This is a genomic window from Pseudomonadota bacterium (genome assembly GCA_039028935.1).
GTDB lineage: Bacteria > Pseudomonadota > Gammaproteobacteria > Steroidobacterales > SZUA-146 > SZUA-146.
In genome coordinates this window covers 1-25689 of the sequence record JBCCHD010000038.1, presented here as the reverse complement: position 1 = coordinate 25689, position 25689 = coordinate 1, and the positions used below count along the sequence as shown (strand labels likewise).

Sequence of the window (25689 nt, the reverse complement as noted above, 5' to 3'; positions counted from 1 at the left end):
AGACGCACAAAAGGACGGCGACGACGGCATGAATTCGATGGCGCAGCAGATGGATCGCTTCTTGGCCGAGGTCGAGAAACAAGCCTATATCATGGCCAATATGTCGGTTCGAAACGCTGACGATGCGCTTGATCTTGTGCAGGAGAGTATGATGACCATGGTAACGCGCTATGCCGCTAAGCCTCATGACGAATGGCGCCCCCTGTTTTTCCGCATCTTGCAGAACAAGATTCGGGATTTTCATCGACGCGCGACCACCCGCGGTAAGCTGTTTTCGCTCTTTACGGCTTTTCGCAACGATGACGACGAACGCGTTGAGCCGGACAGCGTTTACGCTGGCCGCGACATCGACCAACCCGATGAGCGAGTGATGCTCGATGGTTCGAGAGATCAAATGTTGGTCGCCCTGGCCGAGCTACCGGAGCGTCAACGTCAAGCGTTCATCTTTCGTAGCGTGGATGGCCTGAGCGTTGCGGAAACAGCGCAGGCGATGCGATGCACAGGCGGCAGCGTAAAAACACATTATTCGCGCGCAGTACGTCGACTGCGCGAACAACTGCAGGATCATTGGACATGACAGACAAATCGACATTGGATGACGCCGAATTGGGTCGGCGCGCGCGGGCCAGCCTTCGCGATCACGCGCTGCCCGACGATGTGCAGCGCCGCCTTCGGCTCGCACGTGCAGCGGCGGTAGACAGTCTGGAAAATCGTGACATCGGTGTCTCGTCTTGGCTCAATCCGCGGTGGGTGGTACCAATGGGCGCGGCGGCAGCGATCGCGTTGGCGGCGGTACTGACTCAGCAGAGCGGCCCGTCCGCGATGCCGGCATGGGAAGAGGGCGAGCTCGCGGCGGCCTCCGAAATGGACATGCTTGATGACATAGAGTTTTTAGCCTGGATGATCGAGCTCGACGAGGACCTTGCCGATGGCAGCTAAATGGAAGCCTTGGGCAACAGCTGGCGTGATGGCGGCTATGCTGGGCGGCTCGGCGATGGCCGATGAATCGCTGCCATCCGATGACTTTCTTGAATACCTGGCACAGCTGGTAGACGACGACGGTGAGTGGGTTGATCCACTTACCCTGGAGAACGGTCCGGACGATATCGAATCCGTGGCCGCCAGTGACGAGCTTGAAACCCATTCTGCCGAGGAAAAATTATGAAAACCCTGACCCGGCTGATCGTAGCCGTAATCATCGCGACCCTTTCGGTCACCAGCCAGGCACAAACCTGGGATGAATTGTCCGACGCGCAACAGGACGTACTGGCGCGCTATGCTCAATCCTGGGATGAGATCCCCGAAGCCAGACGTCAGCGTCTGGCGCTGGGCGCTGAGCGATGGCTTGGTATGGACACCGAACAGCGAGGAGTGATGGCAAACCGGTTTGAGCGCTGGCAGAGTCTGTCGCCGGAGCGCAAACAGCGTTTGCTTGATCGGCTCGAAGCGTTTCGCGAGCTGTCGCCTGAGCAGCGCCGTGAGATGCGTGAGCGTTATAGACAGTTCCAGAGACTCTCTCCGGAGCAACGCCAACGGCTGCGCAAGCGCTTTCGCGAGCTCTCGCCGGAGCAACGACAACGCGCACTGAAGAAAATGCGACAGCGCGCACGAGCCAAACGCAATCGATAGCCATTGACGCGAACAAGCCGATCGGGGACTAAAGGGCTGCGTATCGGTATTCCGCGTGATACGGGGTCATCGATGAACGTCATAACGCCCTCTGACCATAGGTAGCAAAACGGGACTCCGTCATCGGATGCGCGCGAGGCGCAACACACGCCCAGAGTCGGCGTGTTCGTCCACTACGAGCATTGCCGGTGGCTCAGCGTCGAAAAACTGATCAACGACGCCCATTCATGTCGATCCCGCTGGGTGTCCGCGTCCTTATAAACGGACACCCAATCTGTCCGACGCGGACGGATTCACGCTGTGGTTCGTTCTTCAATTTGGATTAACTCGTTGTAAATTCGGTCTATTCGGGTTTTGGCATGCCCATTGCAATAGTGACAGTACACACACCACAAACGAGGAAACCACAATGCATTCTGTCACCAAAAACATAACGACCATCGCCTGCACCGCCGCTGCGCTGATTCTCACCGCCACCGCCTCTGCACAAGAAGTCGTGATGGTCTACGCGGCTAACATTGCGACAACCAATACGCTCAGCGATGTGCAAACCACACTCACTCCCTCGGTGCTCGCCGCCTCATTTGCCGATGAGCTGCGTGCGGATATGGCTCAGCGCTTGCCGCAGGAATACACCGATTTGGCTGAAGCTCGCCGACTTCAGCAGGGCATAAACACCAGTATCTTAAGCGAGCTCGATGAGCGTCTGCGCGACGAAATCAATCGCCTCACGGCGCACGTCGCGCGATGATGTTGGCGGTCGACGCCACCTCCGGCAGGTTGCCACAATCCATGTTCATTATCGGTTGTGGTGACTTGCCGGAGGAGTTGGGATGGATCCGATCACTCTGGAAGATGCGTGAGAAAAAACCGCTTCACGTTTTCACCCATCACTGCCCGAATCTCACTCTCGGTAAATTGTGCGTCCATTAACGCCTGAGTAAGTAGCACCAGCTGCGACGTGTCAAACCCCGTCACCACGGTGCCGTCATAGTCTGAACCTAGCGCGACGTGCTCGATGCCGAGTGCATCAACCGCGTATCGAATAGCCTGAGCAACCCCTGCGGGCGAACGGTTGCAAATCGCCCCATCCCAATAGCCCACGCCGAGCAATCCACCTTTTTGGGCGAATCGCCTCATGAGTTTGTCGTCAAGATTTCGGTTGCGATCGCAATGTCCCTTCATACCGCCGTGGGATAGCATAAGCGGGCCATTGAAATTGGCCAGTACATCCTCAACCATGGCAGGCGAACTATGGGCAATATCCACGATCATGCCGAGTTTCTCCGCACGCTGAATCACGCGAATGCCGAACGGGGTCAAACCCTCACCTGAAATGCCGTGCAGTGAACCACCGAGTTCGTTGTCAAAAAAATGCGTTAATCCGGCAACGCGCAGACCTTCATCAAACAAGCGGTCGAGCGAATCGATATCGCCCTCCAGAGGGTGCGCACCCTCGATTAAAAAAAGTCCGGCGGTCAGACGAGGATCTTGCTTACGCTTTTCGATGAACGCGCTAAGTTCTCCGCGTGTTCGGATCACCATCAACTCGCCATTGCTGTTCTTGGCATAGCGCTCCAGTTTTTCGAGCTGGTAGCGCGCTCGCTCAAACAGACTGTCCCAGGTGCGCGGTGGCCAAAAGCTCAGCACTGCCAACCGGGTTACGTCGTCCGAGCTCGAGGCCAGGTTGCGATCGTAGTTCAGCCCGCGTGGTGATTTTGTGGTGGCCGAGAACACCTGTAGTGCCACGTTGCCTTCTTGGAGTCGCGGTAAATCCATATGGCCGGTATTGCTGCGTTTCAGGAAGTTGCGCTTCCACAGCATCGAGTCGCTATGCAAATCGGCGATAAACAGCGAATCGTGCAGTGCTTGGGCATCAGGCCTGACGGTCGCCGCATCGACCGGTGCCACGACGTTCATCGACCGCTCTACTAGGCCCGGCAGGAAAAAATGCACAAACGAAACGGCCACAATCAGCAATAGGAGGATCGCGCGAATGCCCCAGTACAGCAGGCCGGTGTGTTGACGCATGAGGCACGCTCTCCTGAAATGACGAACACAAAGAGTAGCCCAATCCTAGGTGCTTCGCACGGCGTGCCAACGCTATGGTGTTGGTGGGATACGTTCGGGGCAGCCCATTTGTTGCGCCCTGTTCTCGGATTACAGGTGCCCGCAAATCGGCCACGTTTGCCAATTGCGATCGAGCCACTCAGGGTATACTGGATCGGATTTGAAAATGGAGCCAATCATGCAATCACATCTCATTTACTGGCCTGTTCTTGTGCAGATACTGATCCCTATTGTAGTGCTGCTGCTCAATGCGCGTAGAAAGTCGGTCGATGTCAAAGCGGGATCGGTGGATCTCAAAAAAGCGGCGATCGACAATGAGGCCTGGAGCTTACCGGTGGTGCTGACATCGAAGAATCTGGCGAATCAATTTCAGATACCTGTGCTGTTTTACGTGACCTGTCTTGTACTGGCCGCGATCGATGGCGTGACGATCTACACGCTGAGTGCTGCCTGGCTGTTTGTGGTGTCGCGTCTGGTCCACGCTTGGACGCACGTCACGTCCAATAATATTTCTGTGCGGATGCCCACCTTTATCGTGGGCGTATTGCTGCTGGTTGTGTTGCTGGTGCTGGCCATGATGACGCTTGCCGCGCGTTGACGCGGCTGGATGCCTGCATCGCCTTGCGCTCTGTCCCAGGCAACCAAGAATGGCTGTTTCAACGTGCAAAGTCAGTCTAAGTCACTCAAATTCGTGGGTTTTGTTAACTCGGTCACAGCATCGGACCACGGCCCACTGCTAGCGTGTGGCGCAACCTAGTCGGAATGGACCAGGTGACGTCAGTTTCTGCCATGGAGGAGTGAACATGGGGAGTGAATTTGATGCCGACGAGCTGAGCCTCGAAGGTGAAAGCACGACACAGTCCAACAAAGCGGTGGTCGGCTACGAGGTCAATGATCTACGAGAGCAAAGCAACGCCGCGGTCTCCGATTGGATGACGCGACTGCTCATGAACAAAGAGTTTCAGATGGTGCCTGCCGAGAATTTACAGGCCATCTTCTCGAAACTTGAGCCCATCAACGTTAAGGGCGGTCAGTCGATCATTAAGCAAGGTGATCCGGGTGATTATTTCTACGTCATCACGTCGGGACGCTGTGAAGTGACGCGCGAGTTGCCCAAGGGGCGTGGAGACGTGAAACTGGCTGAACTGTCGGTGGGCGATACCTTCGGTGAAGAGGCATTGATTACGGGCGCCACCCGCCAAGCGAGCGTTGCGATGCTCACGGCTGGCTCAGTTATGCGACTGAACAAAGATGACTTCAACAAGCTGTTGTCCGAGCCGATTGTATCGGTAGTGGCCAGTGCGGAAGCCAACGACTTGGTGAGTTCGGGGGGTAAATGGCTCAATGTTGATTTCGCTGAGAGTCACGAGCAACCCGATCCGGAAAACATGGTGCGAATACCCACCTATCTGCTGCGTCTAAAGCTCGATCAGCTCGACTTGAAACAGCAATACGTCGTGGTAAGTCGTAATCATTCGCACGCACGGGCTGCGGCGCATATTTTGCGTCAGTCGGGTTTTAACGCCTCGGTGCTCAGCGATTCGGTTGAAGTGATTGAAGGCGTCGCCTGATCGATTGCCAACTCATCGTGTCAATACACTAAGGCGAATTTTCGGTAACGTCTGCGTCGTACTTCGAGAGGGTTTATACTCAGTGCCAGATGCTTGGAGACGCCGCCATGTTGGCCAGTAATTTTCGTATCGTTGAAACCCCGAAGGGGTATTCAATATATAAGGTTTTCTACGACGCGAGCGGTCGCATCGTCGATTGCAGCACCAAGCCAATTCTGGACGTGGTTGCCGACAGTGCCTGCGGCGTCACCGATTGGCTAGAAGCGATCAGTCTCGCTGCCGAGAAGCCGCCTATTTCACATGCCGCGATGCAAGCCGCACTGGGTAACACCAGCGAGGTCGTTCGCGACGACTACTCGACGTCCGACTAAAACGATGTCCGTCGAGACGCATCCGCTTACCGAACTGATAAAGGATTGGCAGTCGGGTTCGCAAAGCGCGTTTGATCAACTGGCGCCAAAGGTCTATGCCGAGCTACGACTGATCGCTCAGCGCAACATGCGTCGCGAACATCCCAATCACACCCTGCAGGCCACTGAACTGGTGAACGAGGCGTTTCTGAAGTTGGCCGGTCTCGAACTGGATTATTCGGATCGTCAGCATTTTTTTGCCACCGCCACAAAGATAATGCGCCAGCTTTTGGTGGATTATGCGCGGGCGAAACACAGCCTAAAAAGGGGTGGACCGGTGCCCGACCTCACGCTCAACGAGCAGCTTCTCGCGTCGACGCATCATGCGCCGGCCATTCTCGATCTTGATTTGGCGCTGGATAAGCTCGAGGCACAGGATCCGCGCTTAGCCACCGCGTTGGAGTACATCTATTTTGGTGGGCTCACGTACGACGAGGCTGCGGCTCAGTTGGGCGTTACGCGCTCGGCGTTGTTTGAGGAATTGAAATTTGCCAAAGCCTGGCTCAAACGGGAGATAGGTTAGTTTAACCTTCTGTAATTAAACGATAAATAAAATTTTTTAAACGATTCGCCCCAAGAATGCGCTGTAAAGGAATAGCGGCATTTTTTATCAGGGGCAGCAGGCATGGCGAATCGAAGAAGAAATCTGGTCGGGATACCGGTGGCGCTTGGCATGGCGCTGATGCTATTCGCTGCGCCGGTCGATGCGCGCAGCAATTTGTATTGCGAACATGAGTATTACGGCGGTACACGGATTGATTGCGGCCGGGATCAACAGCCGGCTTGCGAATCCACTCCCGCCTGCGATGCCGGCTTCATGCCAACTCCCCCGGGTAGTTTTTCGTATACCGTTGATTGCCCGGATAATTATTCCTATCAAGTGTGCGTCAATCCGGATTGGCCATGGACTTGCACCACGTTCACCGTAGACATCCCGGATGAAACCGTCTCGAACGGGTGTTTTGAAGATGTGCCAACGTGCGACGATTGTGGCGGCAATGGCCAACCGCCGTGTCCAGACTCGCCCTTGCCGTGTAGCGGATGTGATGCGGGGACTCAATACGAGTCCATTACCGGCTTATGCTTGACGCCTGCGACCGTGGGTGCGCTGTGCGATGTCAGCATCGGTTGTGCGGACGGTTTGTTGTGCGATCCGGACAGTAGCCAGTGCTTTACCGAAGCTCAGGCCGGTGACACATGCGGCATTGGATTGCCGTGTGCCGCGGGTTTAGCGTGCACGCTGGCGCTGGAGTGTGCGCACGTGCCTGCAAAAGAGGGCGAGACGTGTGATATCACCAATCCCTGCGGAGCAGGTCTGCTTTGCGCGCCGGGTATCCCACAGCGCTGCGAACGCGCGCCAAATATCGGCGAACGGTGCAACATTATAAAGGGGTGCGTAGACGGTGCGGTGTGCGCCATTTCCGATATTGAGGCCCCGCTGTGTTATCCCGATCCCTATCTCGACAGTATTTCGACCAGTCAATGCGAAGCGTTCTATAGCGCCGATGCGGCGGCACGATACGACGGTCAGAATATCGTGTTGTCTGCCGGTACGGGCTCGACGGCGTCTATCCTGGGTCGTGCCGAGTCGCGCGGAGTCGTCTACGGTGAGAACGGTGAATTTGGTTGCTTCAGCTCGATGTGCGAAGGCATCGATATCATTGAAGTGTCCACCGAGCTGTTTTTCACCAGCGGCGCTTACACCAGTTTTGACGGGGTTGGCGGTCGTTCGGTATCGCTAGTGATCGAGGCTGATGGGCCGGGATCGGCATTCAATGTGTCCTACGCCTCTGTGACCGCTGAGGATGATCCTGACACCGAGATAGGTCAGGAGCGTTCGTTCGGCACCGGTATTGGTCTTGATCTTTTTCCCATTGCGCTGGGCCGCTATGAGTGTGAGACCACACTCGAACAGGTATACGGTGATACCGGCGGTGGTGTATTTGAGCCGCCGAACAATTTCTCACCGGGACCGGCTCCGTCTGCCGATCGGTTCTTTGGTGCGCTGGCGTTTGATGGGGTTGATGATTTGGCCACCGTACAAACGCCAGAGTTGGCGGTAACCGGCGCTCTCACACTCGAGGCATGGGTGCGTCCCTTTACGGCAGGGCAAACCGCGACCGTGATCGACTATGCAGACCGCTATCAATTGGGCCTAGATCAAGGTGAGTGGGTTTATCGCCTCGCTAACGCGTCCCCCGGTATGGCCACCGTGCGACGCACCGGTATGTTACCGCCGAATGCGACGGATTGGGCGCACGTCGCGTTGGTGTATGAGGCGACTGAAGTGGCCTACGAATCGCGTCTGTACGTGAATGGTGAGCTGGTTTACCGTGCTGACGAATCGGGCGACATCGCTGGCGCGTCGCCATCTGGTGTATGGGCCATGGGGGGCGGGGATGGCGCGGCCTTCTACGGTGCAATGAATCATGTGCGCGTCTGGTCTGAGGCGCGGTCTCCGGCGCAGTTGAAGTCAACGATGGTCACTGCACCCGATCCGTCAGCGGCCGGATTACTCGCGGCCTGGGCGCTCGACGAGGTGCGTGGCGATATGGCGTTCGACCAGGGTCCAGTCGGGATCCATATCGCGCTTGCGACAAATGGCATGGCGCAGCAGCCGATGCGAAACGGCAGTGGCTTTGATGTATTGGGTGGTGCGTTGCAGTTCGATGGCGTCGACGACCATGTCACCATTGACGCGCCAGAAGATTTGGAAGATCTCGTGCTCACGGATGCGTTGACTCTGGAAGCCTGGGTGCGTCCTGATGGTTCTGGCGGCTCGAATTCGGGCGGAGTGATTTTGGGTAAGGAGGGCGAGTATTACTTGGCTCGCACCACCACCGGCACGTTGTACTATGCGCTTGCGACCGGTTCGCCTGGTTGGGTCTCTGTGGTTACGCCGGTTGAGTTGGAAGCGGGCGCCTGGCATCACGTGGCGTTGACGTATAGCGCGAACTCCCAGCAAGTCGCTATTTATTTGGATGGACAGCTGGTGGACATCGATGCCGCTTCCGGCGTGCTGGGTGATCATCATCCAACACGGCCTCAATTTCGGATCGGTGGTCGGCAAAACGATGACTTCAGTTCGAGCAATACCGCCTTTCATGGCGCAATCGATGAGGTGCGTGTGTGGAGTCGTGCACGCACGCCGGACGAAATCAGTGCCGATTTTGACCAACCCCTTAATCCGGAGATCGAGTCGGAGTTGGTCGGTTTCTGGCGGTTCGATGAACGCCAGCTCGGTGTTGCGCTCGACTTTGGCGCAAACGATGCGCATGCGCTACTGGGCCTTGGCAGTGTCTGGAAATCGCCTCAACGCATCGATGCCTCGGTTTTCGCCGACTATCCTCGTTCGCTGCTCGACGGTGTGTGCAACAGTAGTGTGTGTCAGGTTGATGCCGATGCCGACGGTCAGTCCGACTATGTGGACAATTGCTTGGTGCATGCAAACTATGAGCAAACCGATGCCGATGTGGATGGATACGGAAACGCGTGCGATGCCGACTTTAATAACGACGGTATCGTCAATTTTATCGACATGGCGCGTTTTTCCGAGGTGTTGTTTTCCGACGATGCCATTGCGGACTTAAATACCGATGGCGTGGTTAACTTTCTGGATCTTGCGATCGCAGCGGACTTTTTTCTCAGTGCGCCGGGACCGAGTGCGACGCACCCTGAGTAGCCGCGATGCGGTGACCTAGGTGAGCGTTACTCGGTCAGTGTTACGGTGATGTCGCCGGCGCCCAGATTGACGATAATATCGTGCGCCCCTTTACCATCACGCCAGTCTGCTTCAGCGCCAACCAGTAGGCGACGTTCGCTGCCCCCGCCTTCAGCGCCGACCAGTTGCGCGTCGCCAAAGTTCGCGTCGGCCCAAACCGTTCGCACTTCGCTGCGCGCCATTTCCACGTCGATATCACCCGCGCTCATGTCGATGATGAGTTCATTGCGCAGGCCCGCCACGCGTAGCGCGCCGAATCCCATATTGATTTTGAGCGGCGTATTGGCCGGCACATCAATGCGGTAGTCGGTTTGTGCGTGGCGAAAGGCGTAGCGTGAGCGTTCAGTCGGTCGGATGTAGAGCACATTATCGATTAGTGCCTCTTCCAATTTGACGCGTTCGGCTAAGCGTAAGCAATTGCCGTTGTTGGTGTCGCATCGAATCTCCAAATTCGCGTTAATCTGGCTGCCGTGTGTGGCGTTGATTCGAACGTCGCCGCTGGGAACTTCCAGCACAATTTTATTTGCGCGATTGGCGTTGGTACTCAGGCGCTTTTCGTCACCCGCCAACACCCCGTTTTCGGGCGGACCATAAGACGCGCAGGCGCTCATCATAAACAGGCAGATAACGGTGAATAAAAGACGGAAAAAGCGGTTCGTTTCCATGGTCGTACCCTTATTAACGGCATAATAGACGGGGTGCCAGCCGCCCCCGGGAAGAGCTAGCAGTGTATAGAGTGTGCAGCAACCGAAAGCGTCGCGCCGGATTTATTCGCTGGGCGGCGTTTGTTCAGACGATAACGACTCGTACAGCGCATCCATATGTTGGGTCATTGCGGCTTCGAACTCGGCGACCTCCCGGCGGTGGGCTATCCCACTAAATAGGAGGGGTTGAGTGCGAATCGCCCACCAGCCGTGAGACCAGTTACTTGATTGAGCCACAGCCAATTGCTCGACCGCCGCTTGCTCACGGCCGAGCAGGGACAATGCCGCGACGTCGAGGAGTTCGACGCCGTGGAAGCCGACTCGAGGGAGGTCCGCCATGATCGCCAATGCGGCGGTCAAAAGCGCTTCGGCCTGTGCGGTCTGACCTTGTTCAGCCAGTACAGCGGCCAGTGGAACGGCCAGTGCATAGTTGCCGGTGTTTACCTTGGGCGGCGATTCAAACAAGTCGGCGAAATTGGGTAGGAACAGCGCGCGCGCCTGATCGAATTCGCCGCGCTCGACGTGCTCATAGGCGGACTGGATAATGGTATGAAATTGGTTGCGCGTAATTGCGTTCATCGCCTCGGTGTACTGGGCGATCTCGTCGAGATCTTCGGTGTGTAGCGCATGGAGCAGTTTTGCGCGCGTCGGCCAATACTGAGTCGGTCCGAGTTCCCAGGCAATGTCGGCCCAACGTCCGGCATTCTCATGGTCGCCTAAATCGAGCAGTGTTTCGGCGAGCTGGCTGGAATATTCTGTGTGGCCGGGATCCAGTTCCCAGGCTTTTCGCAGCCAGCGCACGGCTTCGTCTGGACGTTTGAGCGAACGTCCGTACAGCGCGGCCATGTGTGCATAAGCCGGCACAAAGTCGGGTTTGATTTGGAGCGTGTGTTGATACTCTTCGAGGGCCGCTTCGACATTACCCAGAAAAGAATAGTCCTGCGCGACATTGACGCTGATGATGGGGGACAGTGGGTCGAGAGTTTGTGCGCGTTTGTGCTGAACAAGCGCCTCGTCAAAACGCCCCTGGTTGATCAGCATGATGCCGAACCAGTGTCGGGCAAGCGCATTGTTTTCATTTAACGTGAGCGCCCGCTCGTAGGCGCTTTCAGCGCCTTGAATATCGTTTTGCAACGAACGAATGTCGGCCAGCACAACGTACGCGTTGGACAGGCTTGGGTCGAGCGCCAGCGCGCGCTGAACCAGCGGCATCGCCTGATCGGTCATGTCGTCCAGCGTACGATTACTGTAGTGGTGTTGAAGGTTGTAGGCGAATGCTAGGCCGGCATAGGCCTCGGCGTATTGGGGATCCAGTGCGAGTGCGTCATTGAAGTAGGTGACCGCGCTGTCAAGCGACGCGCTGGTGCGATCCGCCAGACGCAGTTTGCCCAGAAGATACAGCCGATAGGCTTCGGTGGATTGCGTGGGTGTTTGTTTGAGGCGTTGATCTTCATCAAGCGCCAAAGCAACTTTCAGTTCTTGTGCAACCGCCAGCGCGATGTCGCGCTGTAGGCCGAATAGCTGATGCGCATTAAATGGCTTGTCGAACGTCTTACTCCACAGGCGAGCATCGCTGGGCACGTCCACCAGCGTGACCTTTACGCGAATAAAATCGTTAGCAAGCTGAATACTACCTTCGATGATTTTGTCGGCGCCAAGTCGATTACCGATCTCGCGAATGGTTGATTCCGAACCGCGAAAGCCAAGAACCGAAGTGCGCGAAATGACCTGTAAAGGACTGAGTCGCGAAAGCGTATCGAGCAAGTCGCTGTGCAGACCTTCGACAAAGCCTCCGTCCGGTGTGTTCGACAAATTTTCAAGCGGCAAAATGGCGAGCACGCTCGTATCGACGTAGTCGGTGGTGGGCTTATCGGTACTGCCGATATACACAAGAGCGGCGACAAGTGCCGAAGCGAGCACACCGATGATCACAAAGTCAATGCTACGGCCCGAATTCGTCGGTACGGCGCTCGAGTGTTCGTCATCGCTTTCGCGCGTCACACCCTGGAACGAAAAATTGAAAAACCACGACAGCAGCATGGCGATGGGAAAGCCCACTGCCAGCACCACGAGGGTGATCTGCATGAACCGCTCAGTCAATCCAAGTGCCGGGCCGATGACCGAGATTACTTGGACAATCAGCCAGGCAACGACTAGGTAAGACAGCGCTGCGCGAACGACCTTTCGACGTTTGAGTTCGTCAAGGAACTTAGCCACAAGTGGTCCGGATGTCGCGCATAACGTGATGACTCGGCAATGCAGGTGAGTAAGAGATTGTACCCACTCCGTTTTTTTTAGCCAGTGGCGCGACGGACGAACGCCAACTTGCGTGAACGGAGGCGGACTGGGCCACTCGTTGGGGCGTAGAATCGACCTAAATCGGACACTCCGGCGAATCGTTGACCGAATCACAAGGATGGTAAGCTAAGCGAACGCGTAACGTGGTCGCGTATCGAGCGGCAGCACAGGGAGTGAACAATAGATGCGACACATTGGTTTGATCATAGTGGTTGCGTTAGTCGGCATCGCAGGGTGGGCCGGATACGCCGTAGGAAAAAAAACCGTCGAGTCGTCGTCGGGCCGGGCGGCGCACGCGGTGGTGATGCCGAACGTCGCACCCTCGGTCGATACCCAAGCTCGCCTCGATGAAGCGGAGCGTGCACGCCGCGACGCCTATGGTGATGTGCAATCGATTGAACGCGTACTGACCTTACCCACTGACTTTACGCAAACAGAGGCGCTCTATGTCGTGGCCGGTAGAGCGGACGAAGTGACCATTAGGCGATTGATTGATGAGTCGTCGCAGATCGCCGAACGCTATGACCGCCTCGCGGCACTGCGAATTCTGTATGCGCGTTTCACGGAGCTTAATCCGAATGGCGCGGTCCAGTACTTATTGTCGTCCGGTCTGGATATCGCCGATCAAATCGTGTCGGTTATTTACGGCGATTGGGCGCGCCTTGATCTCAATGCGGCCATCACGAGCGCCAATGCACTCGAAAACGTGCGCTATCGCTCGAGAGCGAGTTACGCCATCTTATCCTCCGCGTCGCGCGCAGGATCGGCCCCGTTACAACGGGCCGCCGCCAAGCTCGTGGATCAGCAGGCGCTGGCGAGAATTGAGGGTGAGGCGCTGGCGATCCGTGCCAATCGCGATCCGATGGGCGCGCTCGCCGATATTAATTCTCTGAGCAATCTAAGCGCGCGTTATTCGGCGATGCGCGGTGTCGCCACGGTATGGGGGCGGACCGATCCGGTCGGCGCGATTGACGCGCTCAATACCATTCAAGGTGAGCGGCTTCGAGCGCAGTTTCTGCAAATCGTTGTTGCGCGTTGGGTCGAGGACGATGCCGACATTGCCATGCAGTACATTCTTGATCACCCCGATCCACAAAAACGCGCCGCGATGCTCAGCCACGGTCTCGCCACGTACTCGAAAGTGAATCCCAATGACGCGCTAGCACTCGCGCGTGATGTCACAGGCCCACAACGCCAGAGCGCGCTCCAAGGCGTCATGTCTGAATGGGTGGCGCGCGATCCGATGGCCGCGCAGGCGGCCCTAATGACGTTCGACAAGATAGACCGAGACGCGATCACCACCGCTGTCGTACAACGCATTGCCTATAGTCATCCGGAGCAAACGATGGCGTGGCTCGAAACCATGGAGGCGGATGAACGCAATCGCGTGTTTGTCAATGCGTTGCCGCAAATCGCGCAAAGCAACCCGCGTCGCGCACTGGATTTTGCGCTGACTCAGCTGCCAGAAACGCTGAACGCGCACCATGTGAGTCTCATTCTTGGCTACTCGCAAACCAATGACCCCGCGTTCATTCAAGAAGCGGTGTCCAAACTACCGCCCGGAGCGGCGACAGACACGGTGTATCAGGAAGCCGCTGGGCGACTGGCCAGAGCCGATGGCCGGGCCGCGCTCAGGTGGGCGCAAAGCTTGCCGTCCAGTGCACGCGTTCATGCGCTAAAGGGGGTCGCGACCGCAGTTAGCCAGTCGGATCCGGATCTGGCTATGTCGTTAATATACGAACTCCCGGAGGCGCAAACCACCGAGTTGATTCGTGATATTGCGATGCGACGGAGTACCAGCGATCCTGGCGGAACGCTCAGCTGGGTGCGTCAATTTCAACATCACCCGCAGTACGATGAGGTGTTGACGACTACCCTGCAGTCTATTGCAATGCAACAGCCTGAGATTGCACTCAACAGCACCGAGGAGTTGTCGCCGGTGCGGCGGCAACAGGTGGTGCAGACGGCGATTGGACGCTGGGCGCGTTCGGATCCCACCTCTGCCGCGCGCTGGGCCGAGCGCGCGGATGACGCCACCCGTACGACGGCTGTGTCGAGTGTGGCGCACTCCTGGGTGCGAACCGACGTATCGGCCACGGCGCGTTGGCTGCGCGCGCTTCCCGACCCGAGCGCGCGCGATCAGGCCATCATACAGTCTTATCAGATTTTGCGCCGCAGCCCTCAGCCGGGCGCCGCCGCGCGTTTTCTTGATGAATCGGGGGCCTCCTCGACTGTGCGTCAACAGTTGCTCGGCGGTTAGCCGCTTACCGTTTACGCGTTTTTGGGCGTGCGTGTCAAAATCGGGCATGGCCAATCGTCTTGTTGGTAAGGACGTGTCTTGGCGTCCACCACTCAACAGGAGAACACCATGAAATTTGCACTGTTATTGTTTGATGATGAGACGTTCCACGACCTATCAACGTCCGAGCACGACAAGGTCATGCTCGCTCATCAGGCGTTTGTTGACTCGCTGGTCGAAGCCGGTGCGATGGTTGGCGGCGAGCCGCTCGACCGCTCGTCAAATGCGGTGACGCGTTTTGTTGATGGGCGGGTGCAGGATGGGCCGTTTGTCGATAGCAAAGAGCAACTCGGTGGTTTTTATCTCATCGATGTGCCGTCCAAAGAGGCGGCGTTGAGCTGGGCTGCGAAAGTGCCGCTGGCGTCGGGTGCAGTAGAAGTACGGCCGATCCCGGACTACGCCGAGTAATGCCCACGCGCCACTGCGACCGTGCTCAGCATGGGAAGCACTGAAGGTCGGCGCGCCGCCGAACAGGCGGCGCGCTTGGCCTACGGCCGTCTGATCGCGACGCTCTGTCAGCAGGGGGTAGGCATCGCCCAGGCTGAGGATGCGTTGAGCAATGCCTTTGTCAAAGCGCTTGATCGCTGGGATACGCATGGCGTTCCCGAGGCCCCTGATGCGTGGTTGCTCACGACGGCGCGACGGGCGCTGATCGACCAGTCGCGCCACGTCGCTGTCAAACAACGGGTCGAACCTGAACTGATCGATTTGTTTGATCGTCTGGAGGCAGACAGCGAGCCTCACGACCGCCGACTCGACTTGATGATGCTGTGCGCGCATCCGGCTATTGCGGCAAATGTGCGGGCGCCGCTAATGCTGCAAACGGTGTTGGGATTGACCGCGCAGGACATGAGCGCCGCGTTTTTAGTCAGCCCGGCCGCGCTCGGACAGCGCCTTGCCCGCGCGAAGAAACAGATTGGGCAGAAGCAGCCCGGTTTTGTGATTCCCGATGAAGCGGAGCAAGCGCGTCGGGTGCATGATGTGCTCGATGCGATATACGCCGCGTTCGGTACCGGTTACGACGCAATTGAAGACGCGCGCGATTGGCGCCATGGCTTGGCGCATGAAGCCATATGGTTAGCGCAAATTCTTGTGCACACGCAACCTGACATCGCCGAAGCACAGGGGCTGCTGAGTTTGATGCTGTTTGTACAGGCGCGGGTCGAGGCTCGCCGTAACGCGCAAGGCGCCTACGTGCCCTTATCCGAGCAGGATCGCGCGCACTGGGACTGGCGTATCGTGGCAGCCGCCGAGCATCATCTAGGATTGGCTGCGGCGCTGAAAGCGCCTGGTCGTTTTCAGTTAGAAGCGGCGATTCAAAGCCACCATATGCAATTTAATGACGCAGACGGACCGGACTGGTCGACGATCGCCCGGCTCTACGATGCGCTCGTGGTTCAAGCACCCTCGCTGGCCGCGTGGGTAGGGCGTGCCGCGGCCATGGGAGAAGTGGAGGGTGCGCCCGCCGGTTTGGCGGCGCTGGATCTGATACCCGCTGACCGCGTGCGTAGCTATCAACCCTATTGGGCTGTGCGCGCGCATTTGTGTACGCGCGCACAGCGTGCAGAGGACGCGCGTCAGGCGTATGAACGAGCGATTGGCCTTTGCGATGACCCGGCGGTGCGCGACTTCTTGATCGAGCAATTGTCGCGCGCTTGATCGCACATCAACTAAGCCGTCACCACACTGGATTTAGCGTTGGGCCCCAAGGCGAGGTACAGCAGTGGTCCGATCGATCCAAGCGTCAGGCTGGCCAAGATAAAAGGCCAGACCGTGCGGTTCGTCTTTCGCGCGTCGCGGATCATCCACACCATAATGAGTAGGATCGCGATCACGAGGTCGCTAAACACCTGCCAGCCGGCGGGACTATGACGGTGATAGTCAAAAATACCGAAGTAGCCGACCTGCTGAACGGCATAAACAGACAGAACCGAAAACGGGATGAGCAGAACAATGGCTAATAATTTGATGGGTCGCATTCACAATCTCCGGTTGATGAAGGACGTGACCTAGCATGCGATCAGCAGGTGATAAGGTCTATGACGCCGGAGGTCATTGAATTTATCCTGCGGTAGGACAGACAATACGCCGATAGGTTAAGGAGCTCGCAATGGTGTTTGGCGACGTCGTTAGACAGTGGCGCAAGGTGCGCAAGCTGTCTCAATTTGAGCTTGCGATGATGGCCAGCGTGTCGCAGCGTCATCTCAGCTGTCTGGAAACGGGCCGAAGTCGTCCGAGTCGACCCATGGTGATGCAGCTTGCCGAGGCGCTCGACATTCCACTGAGAGATCGAAACGCGCTGTTATCCGCGGCGGGCTTTGCCAAAGTCTATCGCGAGCGCGGGCTTGATGATGAGCAAATGCGATCGGTTCGTGCCGCACTCGATCAGATTCTTGCCAAACAAGAGCCGTATCCGTGCGTGGTCATCGATCGTTTTTGGAACATTGTTCAATCCAATGCCGCAATGAAGCGACTCATGACGGTCGTGGGCGAGTTGGAGGTGGACGCGCAAACCCGAAGTAATCTGGCGTTACTGACTCTGCATCCTCGTGGTTTCCGTCCTTTTATCGTTAATTTTGATCAATGTGTTGCGCCGTTTGTGCAGCGCTTGCACCGCGATATGCTGCGCTATAGCGACCGCGAAACCGCGGCGTTTTTTGAGCGGGTAAAAGTGCTCACAGGCGATATCGGCCACATTGATCTGCAGGCGGATGATGCTCTCATGCCTACCCTGCCGCTGGAATTGGGATTTGGTGATGTTCGCGTGGCATTGTTTTCAGTGATTGCGACCTTCGGCACCCCGCAGGACATTACCACCGACGAACTTCGAATCGAGTCGTTTTTCCCGGCGGATGACGTCAGTCGCCAGTTTCTCGAATCGCTCGCCTAGGCGGTTACCTACGACGGCGCAAATCCGCCGATTGCCAAGCCAGGCTGGGATCGAGTCGAACCGTATCGAGCACGGTCTGTCAGACACGCCGAGCGACTAATAATGCGGAGGAATGTCATCGAGAAGTGAGGTGGACGGCGCATCCGGCTGCTCCAGTTTTTCAAGTGCAGCGGACAGACGATCGAGGCGCTTTTCTATGGCCTGTTGCTGCGCATACATTACGTCACTCATTTCTTGATTTGCCAATTCCAAGAAAGACACTTTGGTCTCAAGTTCATCAATGCGCTGCTGAAGTTCGTGCACGATCGTGTCTGTTGAACGCTTCATAGCGGTTCCGCAAAACGCCTTGGCGATGGTCAGAGTTTACCGGTGCGGCGGCAAATTGAACACTCGCTGCGTAACGCGACGCTGGCCGACGTGTGACTAGTGCGTGACCTGTTGCTCGGCGAGCGCCATACGGCGATATTCCGTCGGCGTCATGCCCTGTTCAGCCTTAAAAGCGCGATTGAAGGGTGTGATTGAGCCATATCCCAGATCGAACGCAATTTGGGTGATTTGGCGACGCGCTTGAGCCGGATCGGCTAGCGCATTGCGGGCGTCTGATAACCGATAGCTGTTGAGATAGGCCGTGAAATTCCGAAAGCCCAATTGTTGATTAATGAGTATGCGCAAACGGTGTTCCGGGATATCCAGCTCCGTCGCAAAGTCACTGATCGTAAGGCTTTCGCGCGTGTAAAAACCCGTACGCATGAGTGATTCGAGCTGCTGCAACTCATAGGTGTCCGCCGGCGAAGCGCCGCTGGGTTGGGGCGGGGCATTGCCATTATTAGCCCGCATGAGCGGTGCAGAGGGCTGCAGCAAGAACATGGCAAAAATCAATGACAGCACCAGTGTTTCCACCGCCATCAGCATGCTGGCCCACTGCGGCAGCTGATCCGTGCCGACGAACATCTCCAGTAATGTCGCGCCAAGACAGGCGATGCCAATGCCCGCAACGAACAACAAACGCACGCGGCGTCGCTGTTCGAGCAAATCATTTCGATGTTCGGCGAGTGCCATCCACAGCACATGCAGGGCCAGACCCAACATGATCAGCTTGGCCACGATGCCAGCGGCAGAGGACAGCGGTGGCACAAATAAATAGAGTGCGATCAGCACAGAAAGGACGGCAAAGGGTGTCCAATGCCAAGACTGCCATTCGAAATCGTCATCCAGCGCCGCATTCGCAAACCACCAAAAAAACGTCACACATTGCATGGATAAAAAGGTGAGCAGGTAGTCCCACGCGCCGATGTGCGCGCACAGAGTCTCGGAGCTTTGAATGGCATACGCCGCGGTGCCCAGTGCAAAGACCGCGCCTGCGCGCGACGCCACGCAACAGCGAACATGCCGTAAGAGCACCGCCGCCAGCAGTAGGAGAAGCCCTGCTGATGCACCTCGAATGAGCGTTTCTGTAAGAAGATGAGCATCCATGTCGTCGGTCCAATCTAAAGTAAGCAAATGACTGAAGGGGCGGTTGTCAGCCCCAAACTGAGTATCAATGACTTGCTAATAAAAGGCTGGTCAATAGTAAAAATCACCGGTCGATTTTGCAATGCACCAACGAATTTCGATTTTGACAAGCGTTAATTCAAGGACTTGCGCACAGTTAGGCATGCCCAGTGACGGGCAGCCCAATTTCTACTGGAGACGACGCAAATGAATAAATCACTCACTCTTATCGCCGCAGGTGTCACCGCCCTGACCCTAATGAGTCAGCCCGCGCAGGCCTCCACCCAGGACGATCTCAAAAAATGCCGTGCCGCGCTCAGCGCCCAGGGGCTCTACGACCAGGATCAGCACAGCCTTAAGTTCTCGCACCGCAAGGGCAATACGCGTAAGCGCACTATGTTTATGACGCTGAAAGACCGCGACGCGGATTCACGTCAAAAGGTGGCCTGCCAGATTGAGCGCAAGGACGTCATCGATGTGGCGGTGACGCCTTAATCGCTTGAACGATCGACCCCTTGCGTCGACGTCGGCGTTGGCGCAAGGGGTCTGCTTGACGGCGGCAGCGCGTGCTCAGAGGCGCGGTGAGCAAACGCCTCCAAACCGCCTGACACGCACACCAATCCTCCCTCGCCGGTAGACTGGCGCCACCGCTCGAACTCTATTCGCTCACATCACCGTTCACCAGGCGGCGGTAACATGCCGATCCATCGAGCCACCGGAACGGTTGGCAGCAATACCTTGAATTAGACCGCGAAGTGGCGTTGGATGCCTTGGAGTGATAGCGTCCCGCCTAAGTTTTTTTCCACTTAGGTTGCGAAGTGCACATGCCGCCGATTCTTGTCATTAGCCTTGCTCACGCGGTCGAACGACGGGCCGCGGTTTCGCGTCAACTCGGCGCGCAAAACCTGCCCTTTTCGTTTATGGACGCGATCGACAAACGCTCACTTAGCGATGAAGAACGAGGTCGGGTCGAGGAAAAAGAATACGTGTTGAACACCGGTCGCCTGGCGACTGATGGCGAAATCGCGTGTTTTGCCAGTCATCGCAAAGCCTGGCGGCAATGCGTTGACTCCGGTGCGCCGCTTGTGATCATGGAAGATGACTTTACCCTGTCCGCCAATTTCTCTGCGGCGATAGACGCCGCCAATGCGTGCATCGAGGCGTGCGGCTTCATTCGATTTCAAAGCGAGACACGCGCGCGTAAAAAACCCCTTCGGGAAATACAGCAACACACGCTGTGGCGCTATACCAAGGCCCCGCACAGTCTCGCCGGCTACATGCTGTCGCCTGCTTCGGCGGCGGCGCTATTGCACAACAGTCGCCGCTTTTTTGGGCCCGCGGATGTCTACACCAAAATGTTTTGGTTGCATCGCCAGGTGATGTACGGCGTCACGCCGTATTCCGTGTGGGACAGCGAGTTCAGTGGTGACAGTCACATCGGTGCGCGCCCCAAGGCACAGAAAGACTGGCTGACCCGTTTGCGACGGCCGCTAAGAAAGCTGCGTCACTGGCAGTTAAGAAGGCAGGCCAATCGAACGCTTGCCGCGGCCACGTTCAGCGACGATTAGGGTATGAGACCGGCCTCCGTTCAAACCGGTGTTTAAATAGGCGCGAACGGCCAGTCGTCTCCGGGTATCCTCGACCGAGTGTCTTACTTGGCGCCCGACTCGATCTCTGAGCGTAACACGCCCTCGGTCGAAACCACGGTGCAAAATTCACCGTGCAGGCTAGCGAGATTCACCGCGTGCATGGTGTCTGCGGCGTAATGACGGCCATCGGGCCCCACGCGTTCAAAAGTGGCGGTGGCATCGCCGACCAGAAAGACACGAAAACCCCGATTCGCCGCCATGCGCACTGACGTCGACACACAATGGTCGGTCGTCAGCCCTACCACCACTAAGCAGTCGAGGTTCTGTTCGCGTAGCGTGGCTTCCAACGTGGTGCCAATGAACGCACTATTGACGTTTTTCTGAAACACCGGTTCGCCGTCGATGGGGGCGGTCTGAGGTTGAAAGGCGACGCCCGGCTGGTCAGGACGCAGTGGTGAGTGCGGCTCCGTCGAGCAATGCTGAACATGAAAGACCGGCCACTTCTGGTGCCGCCAGTGCTCGAGCAACGCCCGCATTTGTTGCTCCGCTTGAGGGTTGTTTCTCTGGCCATAGGCCGCGTCAAGCAGACCTTGTTGAACGTCGATTAGCAGCAGTGCGGTATGGGCATTCATCGTGCTTCGCATCCTTTGTGCGGCGTGTGATAGGGCGGTCGGGCGAATCGGAGGGTGATTTGTGCCCAACGGCGTCAACAGATAGTGCTATTCTCTTGATGCGCTTACTTTGACATGTCGAGTCGTCAATGTGTACACCTCACCTATGATCCCAACACCGCGTGAGCGACGCTCGTTTTTGATGCGTCCAATGGCGACCGTGCGACGGCTGCTCGGGGCGATCTTGGCGGTAGGCTTGATGGCGCCTACCGCGGCCGATTCCGCGGTTTTGATTCTCCCGGTTGATTACGAACATTATATTTTGACGGCGGCAAGCACGCGCGAACCGCACCCTCAAAAGACCCAGGCTGGTCGCGCAAACCTCCAAGAGGCGGCGGATGCCATCGGTGCGGCGACGTTTACGCTAAAGCCGTTGCCGACGCTGACCCGCGCTGAACAGATCACATTGGACGAACATCGGGCGCTACTGGAACTCGTGCTAAAGAGCTCAATCGAGTCGATTAAAAAAGGCGACCTCAAACACAAGCGTTCGGCCTACGACTTTCGCATTGGTCAGGGTTTGGACTGGCTCGCCGAAAAGTCCGGTGCAGACAAAATGCTCCTGATTGTGGGTGAACGACAGCAGTCGACCAAGGCACGACTGGCGATGTTTGCGGCCAATGTCGCCACCTTGAGCACGGGCGCATTCAATGTTGTTCCGGCGTTGGGTGGTTCATACACCGCCGCTGCGCTGGTTGATCTGCGCGACGGCAGGCTGGAGTGGGCTAATGTGCAGTCGCTGTCCCGCGTCAACCTGGGCAACCCGCGTCGAGCGCGGGCGGTGCTGGAGGAACTGGTGGGCGTCTATCCTGACAGTGACCTCATGGACTTGGATCGAGACGAGAAACGTCGATGAATCGAACGTTGATGTGGGTGCTTTTATTGATTTTTGTGCTGACCGGATGCGCGTCGGGCCGCGTCGATGCGGTGGATCAAGTCGGCATCGATAGCGAATCGGACCCAGAGTATGTGGAGGGTTTAGACGGGCGCCTGGAACTCATGGCCGATCAACTCGTTGATTCATTGGTCAACGAGGGCGCATTGTTCGAAGATGACGCGCTGGCCGACTATCTTCAGTCGATAACGGATCAGCTTTTTCCGGACTTTAAGGGCACCCTGCGCACGCGCGCGATTCGATCCACCGAGCCCAATGCGTTTGCACTGCCAAACGGTGAGCTGTTTATCAACACCGGGATGTTGGCAAGACTCAATAATGAAGCGGAATTGGCGTTTATTGTCGGTCACGAAGGCGCGCATTACACGGAGAGTCATTCGCGACGTTCTTATCGGTCCGCGACGCGCACCAACATTTTTATTAATGTCGCCGGAGCGAGCGGCTACGGTCTGGGCGGTTCAATCGTGGGTATGACGGCCTTTATGCGTCACTCGCAGGGGTTGGAGTCTGACGCCGATGCGTTCGGATTCTCCCGCGCCGGCGACGCCGGCTACGATGTCAACGGGTTGGGGGATTGGTTCTTGCGTCTTAACCGTGAGCAAAAAGTGGGTAAATCGCCGGGCTTCTTTTTTGTTCGAACGCATCCTTCGCTAACGCGTCGATCGAAGACTATGAATCAACTGGCGCTATCGGTACCTGAGCGCGGAGCGGAACACGCCGATCGATTTTTGCGCATAACGAAAAATGCGCGTATGGCGGTGCTCAAAGGACTGACCGAAGCCGGCAAGCCCGATAAACTCATTCATCTTTTGGAGACGGAGGATCGACTAGACCTTTTTCCTCGCGACGCGCGTTTTTATTTAGCCGAGGCCTATCGAACACGTGCAAACACAGGTGATTGGCTGGTTGCCGAACAACTGTATCGTGAGCTTGCCGACGCCACGCCACCCTACGCCGAGGCGCTGAGCAAGCTAGGTGTCATGCTCATTGAGCGTGGAGACATCGCGGCGGCTCGCCCCTATTTTCATCGCTATTTGGAACTTCGACCCGAAGGGCCGGATAGACGCTGGGCAGAGCACTACCTTGAACGTCACCCGACGGAGGACCAATGACGCTATCTGCATTGACTGATCGTTCGTCGCGGATCCGCCTGTCTAGACTGAGTTGGCGCGGTATATGTCTGTGTCTGATCGTACTCACGCTGTCCGCGTGCGTGGGCTGGAAGGCGTCTAAGAGTAAACGCTATGATCTCAAAAACACGGTGTTTTCGATTTACGTACCGGCGGGCTGGTACAGCGCGCCACTCAATGCCAAGCGGACGCTGACACTGACGAAAGACGGCGAGGACATTCAGCGCGTTTTGATACGCAAACGTCTGCATGAGGACGCGTTTGAACACATTGAAAAGTCGTCCTCGCTCGACCAGCTGCCGCAAGTATTACTGGAAAAGTTTATTGCGGATACCAAAGTCACGATGCCGATGGATACGCTCGAAGTGCTCAGTCATGGACCGGCCCTAATTGCAGGCAAGGACGGGTTTCAATTGGACCTCGCGTTTCGATCCAGTGAGGGGGTTCGGTTTAGGGAGCGTATCTACGGCATGGCCAGTCCCTTAGCCTTTTATACGATCGAGTACCGTGCGCCTGCATTGTATTATTTCGATCGGGATGTCGATGAATTTGATGAGATCGTCGCCGGCTTGCAAATTCGTACGTGGCGTTGGGAGCGCGATTGAATCGGTTGGCGCAGCGCCCATTTCAACGCATGGTGATAAGAATATGAATAACACTCGCACCACCTATGAACTTGCCTCAACGCTGTTGCGCGACTACGTTCAGCCGCTGTGGCCGGGTGCACACGCGTTACCATTTAATCTTCGGGATCAAGACGGTCGACCGCTTGGCATGAATGACGATCATCTCGCTGGTCGCGCCTTGCTTGTGCTGTTGATCAACGCCCGAGCCGATGCCGAACAGGCGCAGCAGATCATGCGGGCCGTCGCATTGCGCTGCGATCAACTGGCCGATATGGAGGTGGCGGTGTTGGCGGTGAGTGCCGATAGCGACGGAGCGGCAAACCGACAACTCCAAAATCAAAGCGGGTTTCGCTGGCCGATTTTGGGTGACTCCACCGGGGCTGTGTTTGCGAGTTTTGGTGTGCACAAAGCATCGGATCAGCCCTCGCGCGCCGTGGTGCTGAGCCCGAGTCGTCAGGTGCGGGCGTGGTTTGATTTAAGAGAAGACATTGAGGCTGAATTAGGAGCCGCTATGAATGAATGCAATCCCGATTCGTCGGGCGCGGGCTACTGGACAACTACCCATGCGCCGGTGCTTCAAGTACCGGCCGTGCTCTCGCGCGAAGAGTGCGCTCAGCTTATTCGATTATTTGAGCAGGACGAGCCACTCATGATTCGCCCCCCGCAAGCGGGCGAACTGCCGGGCAACTACAAAATTCCTGTGTATGAACACAATCGCCAGGATCGGGTGGATCAGATTATCAAAGACCAGCAGACGCTCGCGTTTCTTGATGAACGGATCTTTGGTCGCGTCGTACCGATGATAAAAAAAGCGTTTGCCTATGAGGTCACCCGTCGCGAGGATCTGCATATCGCGCGCTATGTCGGGAAGCGCAGCGGGAATCAAATGGGACATCGGGACAATGTGAGCGCGGCAACGGCCTATCGACGATTTGCACTGTCGCTAAATCTCAATGATGACTATGATGGCGGCGAGGTGCAGTTCAAGGAATACGGCAATCAGCGCTACAAGTCGCCAGCTGGGTCGGCCTTGGTGTTTTCCTCCGCGTTGCTTCACGAGGTGCTCGAGACCACGCAGGGCACTCGCTATACGCTGATCTCACATTTTTTTAACGAACAGTCGCTTAACGCAAAGTGAGTCGCGAGCATCGGTGCCGCACAAAAAACGCCCACGCCGGCAAGCCGGTGTGGGCGCTTGATTGTCCATCAGTTACGCCGTTTTGTTAACGAACGGCGAGCGCCTGACGACGTCGACTAAATCCGATCAGGCCAAAACCCATCGCGACTAAAGCAAGTGTCGCAGGCTCTGGCACGGCGGTGATACAGCCATTGTTGGGATTGTTGCAGTTACCGTCAAAGTTGGTATCAAGCCAACCATTCATACGGGCATGAAAGTTACTCAGACCCATGCTATCGCCGGTGACATTTAAGTCGGCACTGGGGTGAAACCAAATACCGATGCGCTCACCAAAACTAAAGCCGGTTTCGAGGGCGCCCTCAAACTCGCTGTTGTCGAGCGTCAGCGTGGCAACTGAACCATTGGTGGTATACGAGTTTTCGAAGTAGCCGAGGAAGTCCATGCTGAGGTAGCTGGCGTAGTTATTCTGGCCGTTATACGCGTACACCCACGTGCGACCTGTGGACGCCTCAAAGTAAGCGATCCCAAGCTCGGTGATCGAGTTCTTCGGGTTTGGC

Annotated in this window: 28 protein-coding genes; 20 read left to right on the top strand and 8 right to left on the bottom strand. The window is 56.8% G+C overall.

Annotation, left to right across the window (positions count from 1 at the left end):
- Positions 1-28: 28 nt before the first annotated feature.
- From AAF465_14570 to AAF465_14550, 5 genes are all read left to right on the top strand, one after another.
- Complete coding sequence (locus AAF465_14570) at positions 29-577, top strand: RNA polymerase sigma factor (protein MEM7083950.1); 549 nt, start codon at positions 29-31, stop codon at positions 575-577.
- Positions 574-939, top strand: coding sequence for a hypothetical protein (locus AAF465_14565; protein MEM7083949.1), 366 nt, complete (start codon positions 574-576; stop codon positions 937-939). The genes AAF465_14570 and AAF465_14565 overlap by 4 nt, the downstream gene beginning before the upstream one ends.
- Complete coding sequence (locus AAF465_14560) at positions 929-1165, top strand: hypothetical protein (GenBank protein MEM7083948.1); 237 nt, start codon at positions 929-931, stop codon at positions 1163-1165. Before AAF465_14565 ends, AAF465_14560 begins: the two co-directional genes overlap by 11 nt.
- Positions 1162-1629, top strand: a complete 468-nt coding sequence (locus tag AAF465_14555) for a DUF3106 domain-containing protein (GenBank protein ID MEM7083947.1) — start codon at positions 1162-1164, stop codon at positions 1627-1629. Before AAF465_14560 ends, AAF465_14555 begins: the two co-directional genes overlap by 4 nt.
- 409 nt (positions 1630-2038) lie before the next feature.
- Entirely contained in the window at positions 2039-2380 is a 342-nt protein-coding gene (locus tag AAF465_14550; protein ID MEM7083946.1) for a hypothetical protein, read from the top strand.
- Positions 2381-2472: 92 nt separating this feature from the next.
- Here AAF465_14550 and AAF465_14545 read toward each other — a convergent pair whose 3' ends face one another.
- On the bottom strand, positions 2473-3660 hold the full coding sequence (locus AAF465_14545; GenBank protein ID MEM7083945.1) for a membrane dipeptidase: 1188 nt from the start codon (positions 3658-3660) through the stop codon (positions 2473-2475).
- 217 nt (positions 3661-3877) lie between these two features.
- Between AAF465_14545 and AAF465_14540 the strand changes: the two genes are divergently transcribed.
- The 5 genes from AAF465_14540 (at position 3878) to AAF465_14520 (ending at position 9362) form a co-directional block, all read left to right on the top strand.
- On the top strand, positions 3878-4297 hold the full coding sequence (locus AAF465_14540) for an MAPEG family protein (protein ID MEM7083944.1): 420 nt from the start codon (positions 3878-3880) through the stop codon (positions 4295-4297).
- 205 nt (positions 4298-4502) lie between these two features.
- A complete protein-coding gene (locus AAF465_14535; protein ID MEM7083943.1) occupies positions 4503-5270 on the top strand; it encodes a cyclic nucleotide-binding domain-containing protein in 768 nt (255 codons plus the stop codon).
- 107 nt (positions 5271-5377) lie between these two features.
- Positions 5378-5641 carry a hypothetical protein gene (locus tag AAF465_14530; protein ID MEM7083942.1) on the top strand — a complete coding sequence of 88 codons (264 nt, stop codon included), beginning with the start codon at positions 5378-5380 and terminating at the stop codon, positions 5639-5641.
- A 4-nt stretch (positions 5642-5645) separates the two neighbouring features.
- Positions 5646-6203: an ECF-type sigma factor gene (locus AAF465_14525; GenBank protein MEM7083941.1), complete on the top strand. Its 558-nt coding sequence runs from the start codon at positions 5646-5648 to the stop codon at positions 6201-6203.
- A gap of 102 nt (positions 6204-6305) precedes the next feature.
- Complete coding sequence (locus AAF465_14520) at positions 6306-9362, top strand: LamG-like jellyroll fold domain-containing protein (protein MEM7083940.1); 3057 nt, start codon at positions 6306-6308, stop codon at positions 9360-9362.
- A 26-nt stretch (positions 9363-9388) separates the two neighbouring features.
- Here the strand turns inward: AAF465_14520 and AAF465_14515 are convergent, their stop codons facing one another.
- Together AAF465_14515 and AAF465_14510 are read right to left on the bottom strand one after the other, a co-directional pair.
- Positions 9389-10066 (bottom strand): DUF4097 family beta strand repeat-containing protein, encoded by a 678-nt coding sequence (locus tag AAF465_14515; protein ID MEM7083939.1) that lies wholly within the window; start codon positions 10064-10066, stop codon positions 9389-9391.
- A gap of 102 nt (positions 10067-10168) precedes the next feature.
- Positions 10169-12322 (bottom strand): tetratricopeptide repeat protein, encoded by a 2154-nt coding sequence (locus AAF465_14510; protein ID MEM7083938.1) that lies wholly within the window; start codon positions 12320-12322, stop codon positions 10169-10171.
- Between the two features lie 265 nt (positions 12323-12587).
- Between AAF465_14510 and AAF465_14505 the strand changes: the two genes are divergently transcribed.
- The 3 genes from AAF465_14505 to AAF465_14495 all read left to right on the top strand — a co-directional run bounded on the left by AAF465_14505 (position 12588) and on the right by AAF465_14495 (position 16361).
- Entirely contained in the window at positions 12588-14663 is a 2076-nt protein-coding gene (locus tag AAF465_14505; GenBank protein MEM7083937.1) for a hypothetical protein, read from the top strand.
- A 108-nt stretch (positions 14664-14771) separates the two neighbouring features.
- Positions 14772-15110, top strand: coding sequence for a YciI family protein (locus AAF465_14500; GenBank protein MEM7083936.1), 339 nt, complete (start codon positions 14772-14774; stop codon positions 15108-15110).
- Between the two features lie 30 nt (positions 15111-15140).
- Positions 15141-16361, top strand: a complete 1221-nt coding sequence (locus AAF465_14495) for a DUF6596 domain-containing protein (GenBank protein ID MEM7083935.1) — start codon at positions 15141-15143, stop codon at positions 16359-16361.
- 11 nt (positions 16362-16372) lie between these two features.
- On the opposite strand, the gene AAF465_14490 is transcribed toward AAF465_14495, so the two are convergent.
- A complete protein-coding gene (locus tag AAF465_14490; protein ID MEM7083934.1) occupies positions 16373-16681 on the bottom strand; it encodes a hypothetical protein in 309 nt (102 codons plus the stop codon).
- A gap of 131 nt (positions 16682-16812) precedes the next feature.
- Here AAF465_14490 and AAF465_14485 point away from each other — a divergent pair, with 131 nt between their 5' ends.
- Positions 16813-17592, top strand: a complete 780-nt coding sequence (locus AAF465_14485; GenBank protein ID MEM7083933.1) for a helix-turn-helix transcriptional regulator — start codon at positions 16813-16815, stop codon at positions 17590-17592.
- 96 nt (positions 17593-17688) lie between these two features.
- Here AAF465_14485 and AAF465_14480 read toward each other — a convergent pair whose 3' ends face one another.
- Together AAF465_14480 and AAF465_14475 are read right to left on the bottom strand one after the other, a co-directional pair.
- Positions 17689-17919 carry a SlyX family protein gene (locus AAF465_14480; GenBank protein ID MEM7083932.1) on the bottom strand — a complete coding sequence of 77 codons (231 nt, stop codon included), beginning with the start codon at positions 17917-17919 and terminating at the stop codon, positions 17689-17691.
- Between the two features lie 96 nt (positions 17920-18015).
- Positions 18016-19065, bottom strand: a complete 1050-nt coding sequence (locus AAF465_14475; GenBank protein ID MEM7083931.1) for an AraC family transcriptional regulator — start codon at positions 19063-19065, stop codon at positions 18016-18018.
- A gap of 225 nt (positions 19066-19290) precedes the next feature.
- Here AAF465_14475 and AAF465_14470 point away from each other — a divergent pair, with 225 nt between their 5' ends.
- Both AAF465_14470 and AAF465_14465 read left to right on the top strand, forming a co-directional pair.
- Positions 19291-19578, top strand: coding sequence for a hypothetical protein (locus AAF465_14470; GenBank protein ID MEM7083930.1), 288 nt, complete (start codon positions 19291-19293; stop codon positions 19576-19578).
- A gap of 329 nt (positions 19579-19907) precedes the next feature.
- On the top strand, positions 19908-20651 hold the full coding sequence (locus AAF465_14465) for a glycosyltransferase family 25 protein (GenBank protein MEM7083929.1): 744 nt from the start codon (positions 19908-19910) through the stop codon (positions 20649-20651).
- A gap of 83 nt (positions 20652-20734) precedes the next feature.
- On the opposite strand, the gene AAF465_14460 is transcribed toward AAF465_14465, so the two are convergent.
- Positions 20735-21304: a cysteine hydrolase family protein gene (locus AAF465_14460; GenBank protein MEM7083928.1), complete on the bottom strand. Its 570-nt coding sequence runs from the start codon at positions 21302-21304 to the stop codon at positions 20735-20737.
- 145 nt (positions 21305-21449) lie between these two features.
- On the opposite strand from AAF465_14460, the gene AAF465_14455 reads away from it, so the two are divergent.
- From AAF465_14455 to AAF465_14440, 4 genes are read left to right on the top strand one after another with little or no spacing between them, the layout of a single operon-like run.
- Positions 21450-22199 (top strand): hypothetical protein, encoded by a 750-nt coding sequence (locus AAF465_14455; protein ID MEM7083927.1) that lies wholly within the window; start codon positions 21450-21452, stop codon positions 22197-22199.
- The gene (locus AAF465_14450; GenBank protein MEM7083926.1) at positions 22196-23350 is read left to right on the top strand and encodes a M48 family metalloprotease; all 1155 of its coding nucleotides are present in this window, start codon (positions 22196-22198) and stop codon (positions 23348-23350) included. The genes AAF465_14455 and AAF465_14450 overlap by 4 nt, the downstream gene beginning before the upstream one ends.
- Positions 23347-23973, top strand: a complete 627-nt coding sequence (locus tag AAF465_14445) for a hypothetical protein (GenBank protein ID MEM7083925.1) — start codon at positions 23347-23349, stop codon at positions 23971-23973. The genes AAF465_14450 and AAF465_14445 overlap by 4 nt, the downstream gene beginning before the upstream one ends.
- Before the next feature lie 43 nt (positions 23974-24016).
- On the top strand, positions 24017-25132 hold the full coding sequence (locus AAF465_14440) for a redoxin domain-containing protein (protein ID MEM7083924.1): 1116 nt from the start codon (positions 24017-24019) through the stop codon (positions 25130-25132).
- An 85-nt stretch (positions 25133-25217) separates the two neighbouring features.
- Here the strand turns inward: AAF465_14440 and AAF465_14435 are convergent.
- The coding region (locus AAF465_14435; protein ID MEM7083923.1) for a PEP-CTERM sorting domain-containing protein at positions 25218-25689 on the bottom strand (472 nt) is incomplete at its 5' end.

Bases quoted from the DNA above. Each gene is read 5' to 3' on its own strand.
- AAF465_14570 (MEM7083950.1), top strand. From the start codon at position 29: ATGAATTCGATGGCGCAGCAGATGGATCGCTTCTTGGCCGAGGTCGAG.
- AAF465_14565 (MEM7083949.1), top strand. From the start codon at position 574: ATGACAGACAAATCGACATTGGATGACGCCGAATTGGGTCGGCGCGCG.
- AAF465_14560 (MEM7083948.1), top strand. From the start codon at position 929: ATGGCAGCTAAATGGAAGCCTTGGGCAACAGCTGGCGTGATGGCGGCT.
- AAF465_14555 (MEM7083947.1), top strand. From the start codon at position 1,162: ATGAAAACCCTGACCCGGCTGATCGTAGCCGTAATCATCGCGACCCTT.
- AAF465_14550 (MEM7083946.1), top strand. From the start codon at position 2,039: ATGCATTCTGTCACCAAAAACATAACGACCATCGCCTGCACCGCCGCT.
- AAF465_14545 (MEM7083945.1), bottom strand. From the start codon at position 3,660: ATGCGTCAACACACCGGCCTGCTGTACTGGGGCATTCGCGCGATCCTC.
- AAF465_14540 (MEM7083944.1), top strand. From the start codon at position 3,878: ATGCAATCACATCTCATTTACTGGCCTGTTCTTGTGCAGATACTGATC.
- AAF465_14535 (MEM7083943.1), top strand. From the start codon at position 4,503: ATGGGGAGTGAATTTGATGCCGACGAGCTGAGCCTCGAAGGTGAAAGC.
- AAF465_14530 (MEM7083942.1), top strand. From the start codon at position 5,378: ATGTTGGCCAGTAATTTTCGTATCGTTGAAACCCCGAAGGGGTATTCA.
- AAF465_14525 (MEM7083941.1), top strand. From the start codon at position 5,646: ATGTCCGTCGAGACGCATCCGCTTACCGAACTGATAAAGGATTGGCAG.
- AAF465_14520 (MEM7083940.1), top strand. From the start codon at position 6,306: ATGGCGAATCGAAGAAGAAATCTGGTCGGGATACCGGTGGCGCTTGGC.
- AAF465_14515 (MEM7083939.1), bottom strand. From the start codon at position 10,066: ATGGAAACGAACCGCTTTTTCCGTCTTTTATTCACCGTTATCTGCCTG.
- AAF465_14505 (MEM7083937.1), top strand. From the start codon at position 12,588: ATGCGACACATTGGTTTGATCATAGTGGTTGCGTTAGTCGGCATCGCA.
- AAF465_14500 (MEM7083936.1), top strand. From the start codon at position 14,772: ATGAAATTTGCACTGTTATTGTTTGATGATGAGACGTTCCACGACCTA.
- AAF465_14495 (MEM7083935.1), top strand. From the start codon at position 15,141: ATGGGAAGCACTGAAGGTCGGCGCGCCGCCGAACAGGCGGCGCGCTTG.
- AAF465_14490 (MEM7083934.1), bottom strand. From the start codon at position 16,681: ATGCGACCCATCAAATTATTAGCCATTGTTCTGCTCATCCCGTTTTCG.
- AAF465_14485 (MEM7083933.1), top strand. From the start codon at position 16,813: ATGGTGTTTGGCGACGTCGTTAGACAGTGGCGCAAGGTGCGCAAGCTG.
- AAF465_14480 (MEM7083932.1), bottom strand. From the start codon at position 17,919: ATGAAGCGTTCAACAGACACGATCGTGCACGAACTTCAGCAGCGCATT.
- AAF465_14475 (MEM7083931.1), bottom strand. From the start codon at position 19,065: ATGGATGCTCATCTTCTTACAGAAACGCTCATTCGAGGTGCATCAGCA.
- AAF465_14470 (MEM7083930.1), top strand. From the start codon at position 19,291: ATGAATAAATCACTCACTCTTATCGCCGCAGGTGTCACCGCCCTGACC.
- AAF465_14465 (MEM7083929.1), top strand. From the start codon at position 19,908: ATGCCGCCGATTCTTGTCATTAGCCTTGCTCACGCGGTCGAACGACGG.
- AAF465_14460 (MEM7083928.1), bottom strand. From the start codon at position 21,304: ATGAATGCCCATACCGCACTGCTGCTAATCGACGTTCAACAAGGTCTG.
- AAF465_14455 (MEM7083927.1), top strand. From the start codon at position 21,450: ATGATCCCAACACCGCGTGAGCGACGCTCGTTTTTGATGCGTCCAATG.
- AAF465_14450 (MEM7083926.1), top strand. From the start codon at position 22,196: ATGAATCGAACGTTGATGTGGGTGCTTTTATTGATTTTTGTGCTGACC.
- AAF465_14445 (MEM7083925.1), top strand. From the start codon at position 23,347: ATGACGCTATCTGCATTGACTGATCGTTCGTCGCGGATCCGCCTGTCT.
- AAF465_14440 (MEM7083924.1), top strand. From the start codon at position 24,017: ATGAATAACACTCGCACCACCTATGAACTTGCCTCAACGCTGTTGCGC.